This window comes from Coleofasciculus chthonoplastes PCC 7420 (genome assembly GCF_000155555.1).
Classification (GTDB): domain Bacteria; phylum Cyanobacteriota; class Cyanobacteriia; order Cyanobacteriales; family Coleofasciculaceae; genus Coleofasciculus; species Coleofasciculus chthonoplastes_A.
On sequence record NZ_DS989841.1, the window covers coordinates 279848 to 298667 of the forward strand.

Genomic DNA, 18820 nt, shown 5'->3' on the forward strand with positions numbered 1-18820 from the left:
CAGAATCTAGTAGAGACGTTGCCTGCAACGTCTCTTGTCCCCAGTTATTTGCCCACGGCTCTAGCTGTTATAGTTGACCGCCACTTGGTATACTCTTCCCCAACCTGCCATGCTGACAACCACCAACCGCCTGACTCTTGAAGAATACTTGAAGTATGACGACGGGACAGACACTTGCTATGAACTGGTTAATGGAGAGCTAGTCCCGATGAGCTTGGGTACTGGAAAACATGGAGCCATTTTAAAATTCTTGGAACGCACCTTTGATAACCAATGCGCTCAAATAGGACAAGAATGGACAGCCTTGGCTGGAGTTGTCGGTGTGCGTTCTCCCCGCGCCGGTCGATGGGATACCGTTCGTATTCCCGATGTCGTTGTGATTCCTCTAGAACAGTGGCGTAACCTGCAAAATCGTGAAGCCGTTATTGAATTAAATGAACCCCCACCTCTACTCGTTGTTGAAGTCGTCAGCGAATCGACGAAAAGCACCGACTATCGTGCCAAACGAGCCGAATATAGCGTTTTGGATATTCCTGAATATTGGATTGTTGATCCTCTAAATGCTAAAGTCACGGTTCTCACGTTAGTCGAAGGTTGGTATGACGCGGTGGAGTTTGTGGGCAGCGATTTGATTCAATCGGGGATATTTCCTCACCTCGAACTTACGGCTGAACAACTATTAGGTGGTAATGTTTAATTCAGCCTGGTCGTTTCTTTGTAACATTACTGCCACGACTGTTGAGTTTGAACATATTATACCGCGATCGGCAGGTAAAGAGACGGTTGGTGTTTTCTGGCTCTCAAAAGGCGATCGCTCAAAATTGACTTATCCGTTACATCCGCTACCAAATCCGCTGCTAACCAAATCCGCTGCTATTTTCTAACCGCAGAAAATGCACCCGTCCTGATGCCTCACCTGCAACAATCGTTACTCCATCAGGTGCAACAGCACAAGCAAGTAACTCACCATCTCCCTTAAAACTGGCAACAATCTTCCTAGTCTCCAAATCCCAGACTTTGAGCGTTTTATCATTTGAAACAGAAATTATCTGTTTGCCATCCGGTGTGACTGCCACAGCATTTACAAATTCGGTATGACCTTCTAGAGTGAAAAGTTCTTCTCCACTTTCCAAATTCCAGATTTTGATACTGTTATCCCAGGAAGCGGAAATCAGTTGTTTGCTGTCTGGTGTTACTACCAAATATTCTACTGAACCAGTATGTCCTTCTAGGGTGAAAAGCTCCTTTGCTGTTTTGAAATTTCCGACTTTTTTAATAGTCCAAGTTTTAATGTTATTGGCAACTAACCCAGTAATTAACCCTTTGCCGTCTGGTGTCACTGCTACAGGATATATTAATCTTGTTTGACTTTTCAGGATAAATATTTGTTTTCTAGCTTTCAGACTCCAGACGCGAATAACTCCATCATAGGAAGCAGAAATTATATTTTTACTATTCGGAGTCACCACTAAAGATTCTACTGAACGATTAGATCCTTTTAGACAGAACACTTCCTTTCCCCTTTTTAGATTCCACACTCGAATTGTTTTGTCCCATGAACCAGAGATCACTTGTTTACCGTCTGGTGTTACTGCCAAAGCCTTTACCGGATCAGTATGACCTTTTAGGGTGAAAATCGATTCTGATGTTTCTAAATTCCAGACCTTGAGAGTGTTGTCTTCTGAAGCCGAAATCGCGTGTTTACTGTCTGGTGTCACTGCCAAATCATTTATCGAATCAGTATGACCTTTTAAAGGAAAAAATTCTCGTCCTGATTCAAGACTCCAAATTTTAATAGTTTCGTCATATGAACCAGAAATCACCTGCTTACCATCGGGTGTTACTGCTACAGTTCCTACCCAGTCGCTATGACCGATGAGCGGTAAAAGCTCTTTTCCTGTCTCTAAATCCCAGACTTTGATAATGATACGTGAACTAGCAATCAATCGCTTACCATCAGGAGTCACTGCCACGGATTCTACTGAATCGTTATGACCTCTGATAGTAAGGACTTCTCTTGCTGTTTCTAGATCCCAAATTTTGATAGTTTCGTCATGCGAACCAGAAATTATCCGCTTCCCATCTGGTGTCACGGCTACAGATTCAACCCATTTTGTATGACCATTGAGTGTTAATAATTCTTTGCCCGTTGCCAGATTCCATATTTTTAGCGTGTTGTCACCTGATGCAGAAATCACCCGCTTACTATCTGGTGTCACGGCTAAAGCTGCTACCCTGTCTGTATGACCTATTAGGGTGAAAGCTTCCTCTTCAGTTTCCAGATTCCAGACTTTAAGAGTCTTATCATTTGAGCCAGAAATAACGCACTTGCCATCTGGTGTCACCGTTACAGTGTCTACCGACATAGTATGACCTTTTAGGGTAAAAAGTTCCTTTTTAGTTTCCAAATCCCATATCTTGAGAGTTTTATCCACTGAACCAGAAATTACCCACTTGCCATCCGGTGTTATTGTCACAGATTTGACTATCCCTGTATGACCATTGAGACTGAAAAGCTCCCTTCCCGTTTCTAGCTCCCATACTTTGAGAGTGTAATCCTCAGCACCAGAAATTACCCACTTGCTATCTGGTGTCACTGCCACAGCATTTACCACTCCGCTATGACCAGTGAGAGTACGCCGTAATGGTGTACCTGGCGGCATTAAGCTAGAGGTTAAAGGACGTAACCAGGGCTGGTTCTGTGGTTTAGCTTGTGCCAATAGTGCCTGAATCTCTGGCAATTCAAACGCCATTAACCGCCCCCACAATTGTGCGGCTAGTTGGTTTTTGTCGGCGGCTAAGATATGCGCTGATAACCGAATTGTTTCCTCAATTAAGGTAAGGGTTTTGGCTGGGGTGGGGAGTTCGTCTCCTGGCTTTTCCGAGAAAGGAGAGGGAGTAAAATTGCCGACGAATTCATAATCCTGAATCAGCGCCTGCACATCCAATGCATCTAATTTAGCCTCGATAAAATCAAAATCAGTTAGCAAACGATATAATCGCTGAAACTGTCCGGCTTCGCCAAAATGAGTCGGTAGGGTTTCTAAGGTATAGAGTCGCTTTTCTGGTGACATTGTTGCGAGTTTTTGTTTTAATTCACCCATGAATCCCTCATGAATTTATCTATTTACTAATGCATCCAAATTTACCCAAATTTTAACCTCCAGCATTAATCACTCTTTCACTCGTTAAATCCAAATCCGGTAGCATCGGTGAAATAATCTGCTGATTACCCTGAAAAACCCTCTCCTCATAAAGCCCTTCTACCCACTCTAGCACTGTAACCCGTTGTTGTATTGGGTTGACCCTGAGCGAAGCCGAAGGGTCAACAATCCAATATTCGGCAATCCCCCGCGCTGCATATTCAGAACGTTTGTACCGATAATCTCGGTCTGCATTTTCTCGTCCCGGTGATACCACCTCAACCACTAACTGAGGCGGGGGCATATCAATCATTATTGTAGACCGACTTGCCCCCTCTAACGCTGTTGCCAGTTCCTCAGAAAGTACCATTAAATCGGGTAAGCGCGTTGTTGCCCGTGAACCACTCACCACAATTTCCGCCCCAATTCGCAAGCGATAGAAGGGAATTCCTTGTTGGAGAAAATGGCTCAGTAAAAACATGACAATGCGCTGATTTAAATCGCTTTCTGGTGGCATAACGATTAATTCACCATTAATCAGTTCATACTGAGTATCTGTCCCGTCGTTATAATTAAGATACTCCTCAAGCGTCATTTTTTTAGGTGTGATTTTCATGATAAATTTTTCTCCTATAAATACCTGTTTATGAAATGAGATGTGTCCTAGTAAATGTACCTAAATATCCTATTTTTAAGGTAAAGTAGTTAAGTGAAATTTTACCGATTTGGACGCCTGTAAATAAATTTATGCAACCTAAAAATCAAGTAATAATTAGCTTGGCGATTACAGCAGTTTTCAAGTTAGTAGACTACAGACGATCATTGCGCTGAAAAGCAAGCCGATACAATTTTGTATTCCATAAACGTGAAAAGCGCTGTAATTTTGTCAACCCGTTTTAACGGGTTTTAGCTTTTAGCCCGAACTTTAGTTCAGGGCTAATTTAAGTAGATCAAGTGGGATTTTATGGTGAAGACAGCGCAACTACAAACTTCATTACAACCCCAATTCCTCGGCTAAATTATCGGCAATCAAGGCATTAATATCTCGAATGGTTATCCCCGCCGCTTGGACAATATCCTGACGATGGAGAAAATCCTGGAAACTGGCATGATAAATACTATAACGGGTTTGTCCTTCAATCTGTTCCTCCCGCAAAAATTGATCCCATTCATCCAAGACTTCCTGCACCGTTAACGCATCTTCTCCCGCAAATTGGGAAATCAGTAACGATGATACAGGTTTCCGGGCTTCTGCTAAAACATAGACGATTTTAATCTTGGTTCGCGGTAAGGGTTTCGCTGTCATTCCCATGCGTTGCCAATGCTGGTAATAATATTGCTGTAAACCTTCGGGTAAGTTGGCAAGATTTAAATCCTGATACGCGCCAGACTCGATATCTTCTAAGACATATCGCAAATACATGAAGTTGCGATCGCTCTTTTGTGCCAGAGTGGTGATAAAGGTGGCTATGTCTTGTCCCTGATTCTCTAGCCACTGTTGTAATGAGGGCTTTTTCTGAACCTGTTGGTTAATATAACGCTGTACGTCTTGTAAACTTTCTGCCCCATACTCCATTAAATTAAACAGGTAGGGCTTATTCACCGTTAACGGAACATACGTTTGGCGTTTTGTCAAGATAAAATAAACGCCATTGGGTAAAGACTGGGGAAGATAGAGAACATTCGCCCCATCCGTCTGACTCTTCATCTCCACCTCATCCAACGCATCCACCGCAATCACGACTGGGGAATGATGAGGGGCAATTTCGGTTAAGAGTCGCGCTAAGAAATTGCCATCGCGGGTATTCTCTGGATGTAAAGGCAAATCATAAGGTAACTGATAGCGTTCAATTAACTGACGGCAAACACTCTTGAGAAAATCATCAGCGCGATTAATGCCTTGCGATCGCACATTAAAGTATGCCACACATCCGGTCTGTCGCACATATTCGGCTAATATGGCACTTTTGCCCACACCAGGATCAGCTTCAATAATAAAATAACCATTGGGCTGTTGTTGCAAGAAGTCCTGAATTGCCCGAAACACAAACTCGCGCCCAACAAATCCCTCTGTCTTCTCCGCAATCAGGGATTGAAACTGAAGCGGAACCGCCGGATGTCCTGATAACTGGTTATGGATACGTTTTAACCAGCCTTTAATTTCGCCCATGTTTTGTCCAATCGCTGTCAGGGATGCTTCGATATCCTCTACCGTCACCTGCTGGTGTTTCAAATTGGCGTTAATCTGAGTCAGTAATTGTCCCTGAATCATCTCCCGCAATACCCGATTCTGCTGCATCTCCACTGCAAAATAGGCACACATCCGTTCAAACAAGCCTACCTGGGGAGTTACAGCCTTGGTTTGGTAAAGTGCGATCGCATTCTCCTGCTGTAAGACTACCATCAATTGTTGACGCACCACCCCAAGTGTATCCCCAACCAACGCCCCATCTGGGGTTAACAGGGAGTCAATATCAGCCACAGGTGTCACCGCTAATTCGCCAAATTCCCCTTTTTCCAGCTTCTGTAAATCCGCCTTTAGCCGTTTTAACTTTTGGTTTAGCCAAGTTATCTCATTTTTGTATTGAGGTGGACAATCCCAAATACTTTTATTCTCACCAATCAATTCACGCCGACAGTCTTCCACCAAACTTTGCTGCGCCAACAAAAACGCCCGCCCCACCGCCATTTGTATCTCCTGATGCATTGGCGCATCTCCAGGTTTGAGGCGATTTATCATCCCTTTCAACCCCTTACCCAAGGTATCCAACCCTACATCCGCCTTATTTCCGACAATCCCCGATAAAGCGGCGGCTAAAATCCATCCCCAGGTAATTGGTTCCATCCTATCAGTCTCCTATACTGTCACGAATCTAGGGCTAAAGCCCTTACTACGAACCCAAGCTAATCTACTAAATTAGGTGTGCCACGCCACTACAAATAGAGGCTTTGCGTAAGTTCTATTCTAATCGTGCAATGAATACATTCCCCAGCTATTGCCCAAAGGGACGGGATATGGCATAAAATTCGGGAAAATTGGTATTAGTATTAATAAAACACAATTGGCGTCGAACGGGAATCATCTTTTAATACTAGAGAAATCCCTTTGCATCCCCCTATTCAAGAAAATACTATGTCACACAAACTCACAATTAGCTACCCAGAAACCTTTCCTGATGCCCTGCAACAAACTAAAGAACAGTTTGAACAAGAGGCAAAATGGGCAATGGCAGTCAAACTCTTTGAAATGAAACGCTTATCGTCCGGCATGGCTGCTGCATTAGTTGGCATCGATAGAGTCTCATTCCTGCTTTCTTTACATCGGTATGGTGTGCCGATGATTGACCTCACCGAAGCCGAATTATTATCAGATTTAGAAAATGCCTGAACCTGAACGGATTGTCATCAACACCGCACCCCTAATTGCGATTGTGGCAGCATTAGGGGATTTAACTGTTTTGCACTAATAATGCGTCCCCGACTTGCGATGATGCACCGCCGTTACCCCCTCCGATAACACCTTGCCATTCGTCACCACCCCATAAATCAACCAATGGTCACCACATTCCATCCGATTATCCACCGTACATTCCACATACGCCAAAGCATCGCTAAGAATCGGACAACCATTTTCGCCATCCTCCGTCGCCACCCCTGCAAATCGGTCTTCCCCAGGGGCAAAGGGTTTGAGGAAATGCTTCATTAACCCCAAATGCTTCCCTTCCTCTAAAATATTCACCACAAATTGCTCACCTTGATACATTAATGACTCAATTGCCCGGTCTTTCGCCACCGCAATTGTTAAACCTGGTGGAGTAAACGTGGCTTGGGAAATCCAATCTGCCAACATCGCCCCCGTCAGTTCTCCCTGCTTCGCCGTAATAATACAAAGTGACCCAATTAACCGCCCCACAGCCTGTTCCGTTCGGGCAACTTGGGCATCACTGACAGGTTGGCGAGACGTGCGGGATTTCTTGGCTTTCTTCAAGGCTTGGGCAAAATCCGTTCCCGCTTCTTCGGCGTATTTCAGTGTGGTTTCAGTAGGCTTAAACTTAACCCGAATCGTCTCAAAGCCAAACTTATACCCCGCATCCTTAAACTTATTTTCAATCAGGTCAATCGCTTCACCACTCCAACCAAAAGACCCAAAAACCCCTGCCAGCTTTGTTTTCGTCGCCGTGGATAAAACAATCCCCAAAGCGGTTTGAATCTGGGTGGGTGCATGACCCCCTAACGTCGGAGAACCCATGACAAACCCCTCCGCCTTTTCCACGGCAGTGCGAATTTCCTCCGGGTCAGCGATTTCGCAGTTAATCGATTCTACACCAACTCCAGCCTTAGTAATCCCCCGTGCGATCGCCTGGGCAACGGTACCGGTATTCCCATAAGCAGAAGCATACAGCAAGGCGACGGTGATGTCTTGAGTTTTTTGCGCCTCACACCATTGGCGATAGGATTGGGTCAGGGGAATTAGGCTGTAGCGTACCAATTGCCCATGACCTGTAGCATAAAGCCTTGCTTGCACTTCCTCTATCTTATCCAGCGCCTTTTCCACCTGTCGCGCATGGGGCGCCATCACGCAATCGAAATAATAGCGGCGATGTTCGCTAATTGTCGTCCAGCCTTCATCCATGACTTGATCCCCACACAGATGGGCACCAAATAATTTATCGGTAAATAGAACTTCGGTGTGGGGGTCGTAGGTACACAGGGCATCGGGCCAACGGGGATTCGGGGTGGGGATAAATTGCAGGTGATGACCCTTACCTAAATCCAAGGTTTCATCGCCCCGTACCACCGTTATTTTTAAATCCGGTGCATCTAAGATACCACGCAGCGCGATCGCACCGGGATTGGAACAGACAAATTGTATCTGAGGGGCGAGTTTGAGTAAGGCTTTTAGGGTAACGCCTCGGTTGGGATTGACGTGACCGAGGATGACATACTCGATTTGTTTGGGGTCAATTCGGCGTTGGAGTTCGGTTAAAAAGATTTCGGTGAAGGATTCCCCTGGAGGGTCAATCAGGGCGATTTTCTCGGCTTGGATGAGATAGGAATTGGCGGTGGTGCCGCGTTGGAGGGCGTATTCGATTTCAAATTTGAGTCTATCCCAAGTTCGGGAACGGAGAACGGTGGTGTCGGAGGCGATGGGGAGGACTTGAACGTCGCGAGGGGTAGGAGGGTTCATGGTTTAGTTTGGGGTGAAGGGTTTTTTTAACGCAGAGGGGCGCAGAGGAAAGCGCAGAGGGGCGCAGAGGGGGTTAGAGGGGGTTGATGCTGCGTTTGAGGTTCATGGGTGAGTTGGGGGTTGGGGGTGAAGGGTTTTTTTAACGCAGAGGGGCGCAGAGGGAAGCGCAGAGGTTCGCAGAGGGGGTTAGAGGTGGTTGACGACTCGTTTGATGCCGTCTTTGAGATGGATGACGTTGAAGTTGATTAGGAGTCCGAGTTTTTGGTGGGAGAGTTTGAGGTAGGTTAGGAGTTGGGCGGTGTGGATGGGATGCAGGGTGTCAACGGCTTTGAGTTCAACCATGACTTTGTTTTCGACGAGGAGATCGACTCGATATCCACATTCGAGGCGAATCTCTTCATAGACTAAGGGTAATGGTTTCTGGGGTTCAAAGTTTAAGCCAGCCTTGTTCAGTTCATACCTCAAACAAGCTTCGTAGGCTGACTCCAATAAACCCGGTCCCAACGCCGTGTGTACCTTCATCGCCAACCCAATCACTTTTCCCGACACCTCATTTTCAGTCATCCTCTGCGTACCTCTGCGTTGACCTCTGCGTACCTCTGCGTTTAATAATAATTCCCCACTTTACGATGATGAACCGCCGTTAATGCATCCGCCTTAGACACTCGTCCAGTATCCACAGAGGCGTAGACAATCCAATGGTCACTCAACTCCATCCGACTTTCCACCTTACATTCCACATACGCCAACGCATCGGTGAGAATCGGTGATCCATTCGTCGCTGTTTGCGTGTTCACTCCTTCAAACCGATCGGCACCAGGGGGAAAACGCTTGAGGAAGTGCTTCATTAATGCCTGATAATTGCCCTCTTGTAGAATATTCAGCACAAAGCGATCGCTAACTTGCATCAAAGACTCAATCGCCCGATCTTTAGCGACGGCGATGGTTAAGCCGAGGGGTTTGAAGCTGGCTTGGGATACCCAGGAGGCTAACATGGCACTTTTAATGTCACCTTTTTGGGCGGTAATAATATAAAGTCCGCCGCTGATCCGTCCTAGGGCTTTTTCTAGGTCATTATCGATAGATTTCCGTTGCTTGATATTGCGATCGCGGGTGAGGAGTTGCCCCATATCGGTTCCGGCTTCTTCGCAGAGTTGATAGATGGCTTCGGTTGGCGTTTCTTTGACCCGAATCGCGGCAAATCCTTCTTTGAGTCCGAGGTTGCGGAATTGACTCAGTAGGGGGTCAATGGGTTCGTCATCTCCGCCATACGATTCAAACAAACCCACCGTTTGCTTGGATTTTACGGCAGCGAGGACGGTACTCACGGCGGCGGTGGCGGCTTTATTCGAGGCGGGAGGCATCGCGATCGCAATTCCCCCGGCGCGACTGACGGTTTCTTGGACTTCTTGCGGATCTGCCGATTTTAAGTCCATCATTTCCACGCCCACGCCAGTTTTGGTAATGCCTCGGGCAATGGCTTGGGAAAGGCGATCGCTATACCCGTAATCGGACACATAAAAGACGATGACAGAGGTTTCGGCTTTTGCCTGGGCTTTACTCCAGCGCCGATACCGATCTACCCATTCCCCGACATGATGCAATAATAGAGGACCATGACCCGTGGCGACGGTGGTTACGTCTCCCAGCTTATCCATCCGTTTTAGGGCGGAGAGAACGGAACGGGCATTGGGTGCCATTAAGCAGTCGTAGTAGAAGCGGAAGTCGGCTTCTATGGCACTCATGTCTTCGTCGTAGGTGCTGTCGGAACAGTAGTGCATCCCGAAGGCATCACAGGTAAACATGACTTGGGTTCCAGCATCGTAGCTGAAGATAGTGTCGGGCCAATGCAGGTTGGGGGCATTGACAAATTCCAAGACATGCCCTTTGCCTAAGTCCAGTTGATCGCCGTTTTTGACGATCTGCCGTTTAAAGGGGTGATGTACTAAGTCTTCCAGGAATTGAATCGCCACTTTTGACCCAACAACGGTAATCTCTGGCGCAAGTTGGACAATATCCTTGACTAAGCCACTGTGATCGGGTTCCGTGTGGCTAATAATCAGATAATCAATTTGACTGGGTTCAATCAACCCCTTGAGAGTATCTAAGTAACGTTCACGAAACTTTTCATGGGAGGTATCCACCAGGGCAATTTTCTCACCCCGAATCAGGAACGAGTTATAGGTGGTGCCGTTTTGCAGCCCAAACTCAATATCGAAGCGATCGCGATCCCAGTCTAAGGAGCGGATCGTTGTTGTATCTGGCGCGATTTCGCCCGTCTGCATAGTTAAGCGCTTCTGGGTGCGATCGGTGAGTACGACCATGGATGTTGACTCCTGTATCAGCTACGTTTATTAAAACGATTTATTTTTTCTTCATTTTTACACGATCACCCCCAGGGGCTGTATCAGAAATCCTTATAAGTGTTGAGTAGAAATACCTATCACAGCTTTTGAGTGAGTTGGATTAACCGCACCAAACCGTCATCATAGAGAATAGTTAGAGTGTAGGCAATTCTGCTTGTATTGATACTCGTATTGAACGAAAATGCTATGAACCAGCCTGAAGAAACATTTAAACTGCGTTTGCATCCACGGGCGACTGAGACAGTATCACTCAAGATTCCTACAGACACAGTGGAGTCCCTCAAAAAAGTGGCGGCTAGTCGAGATATAGCAGCCCTAAATAGGTCGCAACAGATATAATAGTAATAATACATCCCTAGTAAAAAGACAAAAGATGAACATTATAGATGAATTGGCTAATTTTATCAATCAGACAAAAGAGACCAAAGAAATTAAAAGAGCCTTGGCGGTAAAAATGATTTTGGAAGGAAAATCTTATCGTGAAGTCAAAGAAATATTAAAAGTTTCTCACAGTTTTATCAGCCAATGGAAAAATCAAGCGCTTTTTCAGGGTGTAGAAAGTTTAAAGCTTCAATATAAAGGTAGAGCAGGTTACTTAAAATCTGAAGAAAAAGAGCAAACAATTCAGTGGTTGAGAGAACAAGATTATCTAAGATTATCAGACTTGCAGAAGTATTTGCAGGAGCAATATAATGTAGTTTTTGAGTCCAATCAAAGTTATTATAGCTTATTTAAAGAGGCTCAAGTGAGTTGGAAAAAGACTCAAAAAAAGAATCCGGCTAAAAATGATGAATTAGTCAAAGCTAAAAAAAAAGAAATAGAGGCAAGGCTAGAAAAATGGAAACCGGAAATAGAAGCTGGAAGCCGGACGGTGCTTATGCTTGACGAATGTCATCTGCTGTGGGGTGATTTGTTAGGTTATGCGTGGGGAAGAACAGATGCAAGAATAGAAGTCCCTCTCAAAAATGAAAAAGAAAGACAGACTTATTATGGGGCTTTAGATTATCAAACCAAAGAGTTTATAGTCAAAGAATATAAAAGTGGAAACAGCGAAAATACAATCGATTTCATCGAATATTTACAAAGGAAACGACCCGGGAAAAAATTATCGATATTTTGGGATGGTGCAACTTACCATGATTCCAAGCAGTTTCGAGAATACTTAAAGACAATTAATCAAGATTTATCAGAGGAAGACTGGTTGATAAGTTGTACAAAATTTGCTCCGAACGCTCCCGAACAAAATCCAGTCGAAGATATTTGGTTGCAAGTTAAAACTTTCATTAGACAATTTTATCATCTTTGCAGCTCTTTTAAAATAGTTAAGTGGTTATTTAAGTTTTTTGCTGATGGTCAAATATTCGATTTTCCCAAAATATTTCAGTATGGAAAATTGCCACAATCTATTTAGGATTGCTATATGTCATTGGATGCTCTATTAAAGTTTTATATTGGTCAAGGATTACGACAGGATTTAGCTAAACTTTTTGGAGCAAGACTGTCACATTAAATCATTTACATCAAACCCCCACTCGTACACGAGCCGCTTTGAGAGTTACTCGATTTCGTAACGCTTGGTATAACTCTATCTCCTCGGATTCATGCCAAAAAAGAACAACTAAACCATATCGCTGTTTATAGTCAAATTCTGTCGGGAATCTTTGCTGACAACCGACAACAAAATGAATAACTGGTTCTGTTTCACCATTAGGTACTCGAAACTTTTTGCGACTCCACGTTCTTCGTCTTACTTGAAGCGTTGACCATTGTAGGTTTGTTTTTGGAGGTTGTAACTCTTTTATTTCTGAACCTGATGGCGGTTTTGGTGCATCTTCACCTGTGAATTTAGCCTTATATAACTGCACCTCTTCATCCGTTAGTCCCTGCAATGCTTCAACCCACATTGTATTTGCCAGATATTCCTTGCGGCTGGAGCGAACTGGCGGATCGTAGGCTAGGGCGACTGTTATACCCCTCTTTCCTTTTGTTGCTATAAAAATTTCAGGAATAGCGATGCGATAAATATGAAGTTTATCTAACTCAAGCTCATCCATCGCAATTAAACGAACCCGATTTTTCTTAGACCATCTTAAGTCGTCTACTGAACACATTCCGTAACCCACCAAACGAAGTGTTTCTTTCTCATCATCTAACCAACCTGGAGGACATAGAGGCGGAATTGTTGCACTACCTACCAACGCACGAATTAAATTGGCAGATGGTTTGTACCCCAGAGTTGCCTCTAGACTGGCAGACGCGATCGCACAAGCATGAGCTACATGAGGACAAGCGAAAGAAGTACCAGATCGGGCTGTCATAAATCGACCATTTTGCTCTTTCTGAATGGTTGGTTCACCGAGAAAAACGAAAGGTTTCCAACTGGGATTTCCGCCAACTACTGTTTGAATTGCCCAATTGCCACCATAGGCAACAATATCGGGTTTAATAGCAAAATTTTTCGTTCCAGAAGACAGTCCGGGTCCTATTCTAGTGAAGGGTGCTGGTGCATTAGCTGGCACACCTACAAAAGCATCTGTTAACCGAGGTCCAATATTCTGTTGATGATGCCCAAGTGCATCTGATCTGGCTATAGCACCAACTGTAAGAGCCAGTGCAGCCGTACCGGGATTGCAAATTCTCTGATCTTGATCCTTTAGTAAGTTTGTTCGGATAGCTTCCTGAGCTTGCTCTCTAATATATAGCAATCCTAAATAGGATGCAACAAGCGAAAAGCTCGAAAGCCAGGTATAGCAAGGGTTTCATTTTTGAAAATTGCCACAACCTAAATAGGATTGCTATATACTTTTTCGGGTAGTGGAGGATTGTCTCGGTTCCCAGCAATTTGAACGATAACGATATCTAGTTCTCTTGCTAGTTCATCAAGTTTCTCAGCCCAGGGAAATTTCCGTCCACCCCTGTAAACCTCTACTGAATTTTCAATTGAGAGATTGAATATCTGACAACTTCTGTCTTTCCAAAAATAGCGAATAGCATCTTCTATGAGCTTTTCAGCACGATGTTGTTCTGGAATAACAGGGCGTTGCCAAATGGCATCATGGCACAAGACTTTTGCACTACATATTTTAACTTTAGGTTGCCAGTTACGACTTTCGATACACTTAGCAATATCACCGTAAACAACCAAACCTGCAACTGAGGTTCCATGACCATTTAAGTCGGTAGGAGTATCTTCACCTGTATCAAAATCTCGCTCCTCAATCACCCAATTCATCAAAAATGGATGTCCTGAGACTACACCACTATCTACGATACAAACAAGAGGATCTTCATCGGCAGGAATGGGCATGGGGTCAGGCGGCTCAATATCACTAAATAGGGTCTGCTGAATAAGTCGAAGAAACACAACTGATGGATTAAGTAGTTATATAATACGACAGCGAACTTAAGTTATTGTTGTTAACGATTCGCTTAATTATAAGGTTTAATAATGAATTGACGCCGAAAAAGACTTGATTGTGGAATATATATAAAAAAGACAAAAAACCTGCCTGAGCAGGGCAGACAGATTCATGACGAGGAAAGTAATGGCAATAGCTGTTTCGGACGTATGAGGTAGTTTAGCCATGACGCGACTTAGGCTATATCTACGTTTTGATATGCCAAATTTTCCTTCAATATTATTGCGAATTCTCTCGTCTTCTTGAGCTTGTTTCTTTAATTCTTGACTGACATTGGCTTTCGGTCTTCCTAAGGGAGGGCCACTGATTCTAATTCCTTTTTCTTTACAGAAGGATCGATTGGCTCGACTGCGATAGATTTTATCTACATGAACGGATTCTGGATAGAATCCTGTGTAGTTATAATAAGCTTCTATTTGAGCTTTTAAATCGACAGATTCATTAAAGTTATCCCAACTGATACGGTCTAAAAATACGTATCCATCTCTTACACTTGCCGATATTTTAGCTCCAAATTCTACGGCAACTCCCGCTTTGCCTCTAACTATTGGACGGATATGGGCTTGACTCACATTTACTATTCTATGCTCAATTCTATGAACTTTATTATTGTACATCCATTCTTGCTGACGATAGATTTCGCTAACTACCAACAGGCTCTTATATTCAGTACGACTCAATGCCCCAAGACTAGACCCTGCCTTAACTAGCGCGTCTATACTCCCCAAGTTTCTCTTTATGTATTGCAGTTGTTTTTTTATTGCTTTTCTTATTTCTTTTCTTGTTTGTCTCTTTTTCTTTGCTACTTTTAAGTAATTCTTTCTGGCTCTATTTCTATAAGTTTTTGGTTTTTTATTTAGTTGATCCTTCAGGGGTTCATATAGACTGTCTATTATTTTTTCGGTTTTGACCCTAGCTTTATTTAATATCCCCAAATCATTGGGATAACTTATATCTCCTGGCACACAGCTTGCATCAACTATTAGTTGTCCTTTATTGGCTGACTCTCTTCTTTCTTGACTTTGGATTTCGGCACTTTTTTTTTAGCTTCTTCATCCGTCTCTGATTGACTTTTCTTCACCATTTTCTCATTTATTCGGTTGACTAGATTCACATTTATCCTTTCCCGGAATCTGGCCAATAGTGATGAGTCATAAGGAGCTTCGCTGCTGTAATGCCTTTGACCTATAAAGTATTGTAAGTAAGGGTTTTCTTTGATTTGTTCGACTGTCTCTCTATCACTTATTCCTAGTTTTTCTTTGATTATTAATGAACCCAGTGCTACCCTAAATGGTAGCGCTGGCGCTCCCATTTCCGCAGAAAAATTTTGGGCATATTCTTCTTCAAATTCCTCCCAAGGTACTAAAGAAGCCATGATTACCCAGCGGTTATCCTGTGATAACTTTCCTTCAAATGGTAGTTCAAAATCTTCGGCTTCCCTGGGGGCGTTCTCAACTTTTCGGTACATCTACCTGATCATGATGCAAGGATTTTGAGCAATTTTACCAGATTCATGAGCACCAAGTCAACTGTAAATACGGATCAAAGCATTGATGGTTAAGGGTTTCGGTCTTGTGCAGCAAGCCCTAAATATCTCTGAGTAAGCTTGTGACAATTTAGGAGGAAGATCAACACGAGCAACCCAGTCTAACTCCAGAAGAGCTTCAGCTAATTGTCTAGAACCATAAACTTTAATTAACAGCAAACTAGATGTGCGTACTTCCTCTTTTAATTCGCCGCCATAATTTGCACACATTGAGCGTATATCATTTAGCACTTGGCGAGCATCTGAGGAATCTCCAGGATGCCAAAGATCAATATCCAGATAGAAAGGTTCTACTTCAGGAAATCCCTCTTCACGAAGACGCACCCCAATTCTTTCATCTCGCGATATAGAACGCACAGCTTGTAGAGCGTCACAAAAATTCTGCCTCATACCTAAAGGCAAAACTTCAATATTATTAGCTTCTGTTCTGTACAGTCGAATTTCTTCTTGTAAATGCTGACGAGATGTTTCAGTAGGAAATTGAACAAGAAACCGATATCGCTCTTGGTTTTCAACCTTATCCTTTTCAACCTTATCCTTATATTCGCTAACAACCCAAGCTCCAAAACGCTGCTCAAAAATATCTCGCAGATCAAGATTGACACTACTAAACTCTAAAACGAACAATTTGGAAGGCTCTATGCCCCAACCTTGACGAGCTTGAGATATTTGTTGAACTGCCTAAGTGATCTCTTGAGAAATTTCTTGAGCGTGTTGATCTCGATCATCTGGAACTGGTGGCTTCAGTCCGCTATAACCCCCTCTTTTTCGTCGCTCTGGTTGACGTTTTACATCCCGAACAAATTCAATGTGCAAATACTGACCCGAACCAGGTTTAAGTTTTGGCATAATTTCTTAATCTTTATCAATTGTTGCAATGGGACTGCTAGATGCTTTTTCCAGGATAGCCTGACGATAAGAATATCGAGAGACAGCTTCTGCCACATCTTCCTGGGTGATTTGCCGAGTACCCTGAATAGCACATGACTTACGGATATCAAGACAAACTCGCTCGGCGTCTGCATAAGTTGAGTTGGAGAGATGACTCACAATTTCATTGACTTGTGACGCTTTAAATTTGAGAGGGGCTAGTCTTTTTTTTACCAACTGCTTAAGCTGCTCATTCGTCGGTTTCTCAAAACGAATTATATCATCAAATCTTCTCCAAGCGGCTGGATCTAAAGCCTGCTCAAAGTTTGTTGCCGCAATGACTAGAGATCTGCCACTGAAGTTATCCACAATTTGGAGATATGAATTAACAACTCGCTTAATCTCACTATGCTCTGTCGGATCGTCCCGCGAACGACCTATAGCGTCAAACTCATCAAAAAACATCACCCACTGTCCTCTTTGAGCATAGTCAAAGACTCTGCGGAGATTAGCAGCCGTTTCACCTAGCAGTGATGAAACAACAGCATCAAAGCGAACATACAACAGAGGCAGTCCTAATTCTGCGGCAATGGCTTCGGCTGCTGCTGTTTTACCACATCCAGATGGACCGCAAAACAAAACCCGTCGCACTGGAAGCAAGCCATTCGCCTCTAGCACTTCCCATTCCCGAAATTCACGCATAAGCCTCTCAATAGAATGCTGGATCTCTTGGCTCAAAATTAGATCATCCAGATAACGGCTAGTCCACTTTGTTTCAAGTAATCCGACTCCCTTGTCGGCATCTCGCGGAATAGGTTCAAATAGTGTCAGATTAGACGGTTGTCCTTGTTCTATATACCCGTTCCCATTCTTCAGTATTCGCTCTAGCTCGTTTGCCAAAACAATATGATGCTTCTTTCTCTCCTGTTCAATAATTTCTGCCGCCGCCTCACGGAAAGCTCGGTCATCACGCTTTTGGTAGCTCTGTAGGAGTTTTTTTAACAGATCTGCTCTTGCCATTGTCCTCTTTATACGCTACCTAAGCGTCGTTAACCCCATCGGGAAAATATATTTTGCACTATCCTCAAGACAGTTGAGGATTTAACTGGTGTTGAGATAGGCTACGATTTTACTTTAGTAGTTCAATTGTACTATAAAAAGGGTGTCAAAACTATTAAGATTTGATGATCAACAGGACGATTATCTCCTTTGGCTCAACTGTAGATAGGCTATCATCTTTAGGTGCGATCGCCTGATAGCTCATTATCACATTTTTACAATACCTGTATTGCAGCCACACAGAACATTAATACCATACTTCAAGTCAATTCGTCGCAGATAGAATCAAAGCAAAATTCCCTATCTGAGTAAATAACATGACCAAACTAACTCTAGAAATTCCCGATAACCTTGCCGAAGCGTTGCGAGTACCACCAACCGAACGCCTTCCCCGTCTGCGTCAGGAACTCGCCATCCGATTATACCAAAAGGGAATACTATCCTTCGCTAAAGCCCGAGAACTCGCACAAATGACTAAATGGCAATTTCACGAGTTGTTAGGTCAAGAAGGTATTGAACGGAGTTATGATCTAGAAGAATTGGAAGCAGACCTTGAAACACTGGAGTCTTTGGGTTGAGAGCCGTTACCAATTCTTCAATTTTAATTGCCCTAAGTACAATTGGGCAGCTTTCTCTGTTGCACCAGCGATTTCCTGATGGTGTGTTTCTCCCTCAAGCCGTTTGGAAAAGAGCGATCGCGCCTCTACCTAAAGTTATAAAAACCCCCAATCCAATCATCCTCTTAAGTTAGAGGCATATAGGATCGTATTTTTGCTAAAAGATACCCAATACATCAAAAAATTAGAGAATTGGGCGCTATGAAAAACACTATACTTTATTCTGTCCAACACCTTAAACCAATATTTTCCTGGCTATCGGTCGGACTCTTTGCCAGTGCTTTTGGTGGAAGTATTGCCCCACCTGTAAAAGCACAGAACTACTCAGATATCCAAGGTCATTGGGCTGAACAATGTATTCAAGGACTGACTCAGCAAGGAGTAGTCAGTGGTTATCCCGATCAAACCTTTAAACCTAATAATGTGATTACTCGCGCTGAATATGCGGCGATGATTGACCAAGCATTTCCAAATGCCACCTTAGAACGAAATGCGATTAACTTTAAAGATGTCTCCGCCTCCTATTGGGGGCAAGATGCGATTCAAATACCTATCGCAAAGGATTTCTCTCTGGATATCCCGGTCAAGTCTTTAAACCCAATGATTTGATTG

20 protein-coding genes are annotated in these 18820 nt (G+C 43.7%); 8 read left to right on the forward strand and 12 right to left on the reverse strand.

The genetic code is table 11. The features are described from left to right. The first annotated feature begins 109 nt into the window (after positions 1 to 109). Both MC7420_RS01195 and MC7420_RS38895 read left to right on the forward strand, forming a co-directional pair. A complete protein-coding gene (locus MC7420_RS01195; RefSeq protein WP_044204220.1) occupies positions 110 to 697 on the forward strand; it encodes a Uma2 family endonuclease in 588 nt (195 codons plus the stop codon). After that, a complete protein-coding gene (locus MC7420_RS38895) occupies positions 690 to 884 on the forward strand; it encodes a hypothetical protein (protein ID WP_157452974.1) in 195 nt (64 codons plus the stop codon). Before MC7420_RS01195 ends, MC7420_RS38895 begins: the two co-directional genes overlap by 8 nt. Here MC7420_RS38895 and MC7420_RS01200 read toward each other — a convergent pair. The 3 genes from MC7420_RS01200 to MC7420_RS01210 all read right to left on the reverse strand — a co-directional run bounded on the left by MC7420_RS01200 (position 858) and on the right by MC7420_RS01210 (position 5988). Continuing rightward, complete coding sequence (locus MC7420_RS01200; protein WP_006097948.1) at positions 858 to 3104, reverse strand: beta-propeller domain-containing protein; 2247 nt, start codon at positions 3102 to 3104, stop codon at positions 858 to 860. The genes MC7420_RS38895 and MC7420_RS01200 overlap by 27 nt on opposite strands. A 52-nt stretch (positions 3105 to 3156) precedes the next feature. Continuing rightward, complete coding sequence (locus MC7420_RS01205) at positions 3157 to 3759, reverse strand: Uma2 family endonuclease (protein ID WP_006098020.1); 603 nt, start codon at positions 3757 to 3759, stop codon at positions 3157 to 3159. Positions 3760 to 4137: 378 nt separating this feature from the next. After that, positions 4138 to 5988: an ATP-binding protein gene (locus MC7420_RS01210; protein ID WP_006097922.1), complete on the reverse strand. Its 1851-nt coding sequence runs from the start codon at positions 5986 to 5988 to the stop codon at positions 4138 to 4140. Positions 5989 to 6276: 288 nt separating this feature from the next. On the opposite strand from MC7420_RS01210, the gene MC7420_RS01215 reads away from it, so the two are divergent. Continuing rightward, positions 6277 to 6531, forward strand: coding sequence for a UPF0175 family protein (locus MC7420_RS01215; RefSeq protein ID WP_006097882.1), 255 nt, complete (start codon positions 6277 to 6279; stop codon positions 6529 to 6531). 75 nt (positions 6532 to 6606) lie between these two features. Here the strand turns inward: MC7420_RS01215 and MC7420_RS01220 are convergent, their stop codons facing one another. The 3 genes from MC7420_RS01220 to MC7420_RS01230 form a co-directional block, all read right to left on the reverse strand. Next, positions 6607 to 8331, reverse strand: a complete 1725-nt coding sequence (locus tag MC7420_RS01220; RefSeq protein WP_006098242.1) for a diflavin flavoprotein — start codon at positions 8329 to 8331, stop codon at positions 6607 to 6609. A 186-nt stretch (positions 8332 to 8517) separates the two neighbouring features. After that, on the reverse strand, positions 8518 to 8895 hold the full coding sequence (locus MC7420_RS01225) for a GxxExxY protein (RefSeq protein ID WP_006098212.1): 378 nt from the start codon (positions 8893 to 8895) through the stop codon (positions 8518 to 8520). A 41-nt stretch (positions 8896 to 8936) separates the two neighbouring features. Continuing rightward, positions 8937 to 10655, reverse strand: coding sequence for a diflavin flavoprotein (locus tag MC7420_RS01230; protein ID WP_006097804.1), 1719 nt, complete (start codon positions 10653 to 10655; stop codon positions 8937 to 8939). A 228-nt stretch (positions 10656 to 10883) separates the two neighbouring features. Between MC7420_RS01230 and MC7420_RS38905 the strand changes: the two genes are divergently transcribed. Together MC7420_RS38905 and MC7420_RS01235 are read left to right on the forward strand one after the other, a co-directional pair. Further along, a complete protein-coding gene (locus MC7420_RS38905) occupies positions 10884 to 11036 on the forward strand; it encodes a hypothetical protein (protein WP_157452975.1) in 153 nt (50 codons plus the stop codon). Between the two features lie 34 nt (positions 11037 to 11070). After that, positions 11071 to 12108 carry an IS630 family transposase gene (locus tag MC7420_RS01235; protein WP_006097775.1) on the forward strand — a complete coding sequence of 346 codons (1038 nt, stop codon included), beginning with the start codon at positions 11071 to 11073 and terminating at the stop codon, positions 12106 to 12108. A 109-nt stretch (positions 12109 to 12217) separates the two neighbouring features. Here the strand turns inward: MC7420_RS01235 and MC7420_RS01240 are convergent, their stop codons facing one another. The 6 genes from MC7420_RS01240 to MC7420_RS01265 form a co-directional block, all read right to left on the reverse strand. Further along, positions 12218 to 13402 carry a S8 family serine peptidase gene (locus MC7420_RS01240; protein ID WP_044204225.1) on the reverse strand — a complete coding sequence of 395 codons (1185 nt, stop codon included), beginning with the start codon at positions 13400 to 13402 and terminating at the stop codon, positions 12218 to 12220. Between the two features lie 77 nt (positions 13403 to 13479). Next, a complete protein-coding gene (locus MC7420_RS01245; RefSeq protein ID WP_157452976.1) occupies positions 13480 to 14061 on the reverse strand; it encodes a S8 family serine peptidase in 582 nt (193 codons plus the stop codon). Positions 14062 to 14139: 78 nt separating this feature from the next. After that, positions 14140 to 15584 (reverse strand): IS5-like element ISMich1 family transposase gene (locus MC7420_RS01250; protein ID WP_390434657.1). Its coding sequence is split into 2 segments (ribosomal slippage): positions 14140 to 15141 and positions 15144 to 15584, totalling 1443 coding nucleotides; the frame shifts between segments, so codons are not numbered across the junction. A gap of 57 nt (positions 15585 to 15641) precedes the next feature. Beyond that, positions 15642 to 16289, reverse strand: a complete 648-nt coding sequence (locus MC7420_RS01260) for a hypothetical protein (protein ID WP_006097924.1) — start codon at positions 16287 to 16289, stop codon at positions 15642 to 15644. Positions 16290 to 16343: 54 nt separating this feature from the next. Then, positions 16344 to 16511 (reverse strand): hypothetical protein, encoded by a 168-nt coding sequence (locus MC7420_RS38910; protein WP_006098133.1) that lies wholly within the window; start codon positions 16509 to 16511, stop codon positions 16344 to 16346. A 6-nt stretch (positions 16512 to 16517) separates the two neighbouring features. Then, positions 16518 to 17552 (reverse strand): AAA family ATPase, encoded by a 1035-nt coding sequence (locus tag MC7420_RS01265; RefSeq protein WP_006098084.1) that lies wholly within the window; start codon positions 17550 to 17552, stop codon positions 16518 to 16520. A gap of 356 nt (positions 17553 to 17908) precedes the next feature. Between MC7420_RS01265 and MC7420_RS01270 the strand changes: the two genes are divergently transcribed. The 3 genes from MC7420_RS01270 (at position 17909) to MC7420_RS01275 (ending at position 18817) form a co-directional block, all read left to right on the forward strand. After that, on the forward strand, positions 17909 to 18169 hold the full coding sequence (locus MC7420_RS01270) for a UPF0175 family protein (protein ID WP_006098061.1): 261 nt from the start codon (positions 17909 to 17911) through the stop codon (positions 18167 to 18169). After that, a complete protein-coding gene (locus tag MC7420_RS41040) occupies positions 18166 to 18342 on the forward strand; it encodes a hypothetical protein (protein WP_198016344.1) in 177 nt (58 codons plus the stop codon). Before MC7420_RS01270 ends, MC7420_RS41040 begins: the two co-directional genes overlap by 4 nt. Before the next feature lie 67 nt (positions 18343 to 18409). Beyond that, complete coding sequence (locus MC7420_RS01275; protein WP_006098109.1) at positions 18410 to 18817, forward strand: S-layer homology domain-containing protein; 408 nt, start codon at positions 18410 to 18412, stop codon at positions 18815 to 18817. Positions 18818 to 18820 lie beyond the last annotated feature (3 nt).

Bases quoted from the DNA above. Each gene is read 5' to 3' on its own strand.
- MC7420_RS01195 (WP_044204220.1), top strand. From the start codon at position 110: ATGCTGACAACCACCAACCGCCTGACTCTTGAAGAATACTTGAAGTAT.
- MC7420_RS38895 (WP_157452974.1), top strand. From the start codon at position 690: ATGTTTAATTCAGCCTGGTCGTTTCTTTGTAACATTACTGCCACGACT.
- MC7420_RS01200 (WP_006097948.1), bottom strand. From the start codon at position 3,104: ATGGGTGAATTAAAACAAAAACTCGCAACAATGTCACCAGAAAAGCGA.
- MC7420_RS01205 (WP_006098020.1), bottom strand. From the start codon at position 3,759: ATGAAAATCACACCTAAAAAAATGACGCTTGAGGAGTATCTTAATTAT.
- MC7420_RS01210 (WP_006097922.1), bottom strand. From the start codon at position 5,988: ATGGAACCAATTACCTGGGGATGGATTTTAGCCGCCGCTTTATCGGGG.
- MC7420_RS01215 (WP_006097882.1), top strand. From the start codon at position 6,277: ATGTCACACAAACTCACAATTAGCTACCCAGAAACCTTTCCTGATGCC.
- MC7420_RS01220 (WP_006098242.1), bottom strand. From the start codon at position 8,331: ATGAACCCTCCTACCCCTCGCGACGTTCAAGTCCTCCCCATCGCCTCC.
- MC7420_RS01225 (WP_006098212.1), bottom strand. From the start codon at position 8,895: ATGACTGAAAATGAGGTGTCGGGAAAAGTGATTGGGTTGGCGATGAAG.
- MC7420_RS01230 (WP_006097804.1), bottom strand. From the start codon at position 10,655: ATGGTCGTACTCACCGATCGCACCCAGAAGCGCTTAACTATGCAGACG.
- MC7420_RS38905 (WP_157452975.1), top strand. From the start codon at position 10,884: ATGAACCAGCCTGAAGAAACATTTAAACTGCGTTTGCATCCACGGGCG.
- MC7420_RS01235 (WP_006097775.1), top strand. From the start codon at position 11,071: ATGAACATTATAGATGAATTGGCTAATTTTATCAATCAGACAAAAGAG.
- MC7420_RS38910 (WP_006098133.1), bottom strand. From the start codon at position 16,511: ATGCCAAAACTTAAACCTGGTTCGGGTCAGTATTTGCACATTGAATTT.
- MC7420_RS01265 (WP_006098084.1), bottom strand. From the start codon at position 17,552: ATGGCAAGAGCAGATCTGTTAAAAAAACTCCTACAGAGCTACCAAAAG.
- MC7420_RS01270 (WP_006098061.1), top strand. From the start codon at position 17,909: ATGACCAAACTAACTCTAGAAATTCCCGATAACCTTGCCGAAGCGTTG.
- MC7420_RS01275 (WP_006098109.1), top strand. From the start codon at position 18,410: ATGAAAAACACTATACTTTATTCTGTCCAACACCTTAAACCAATATTT.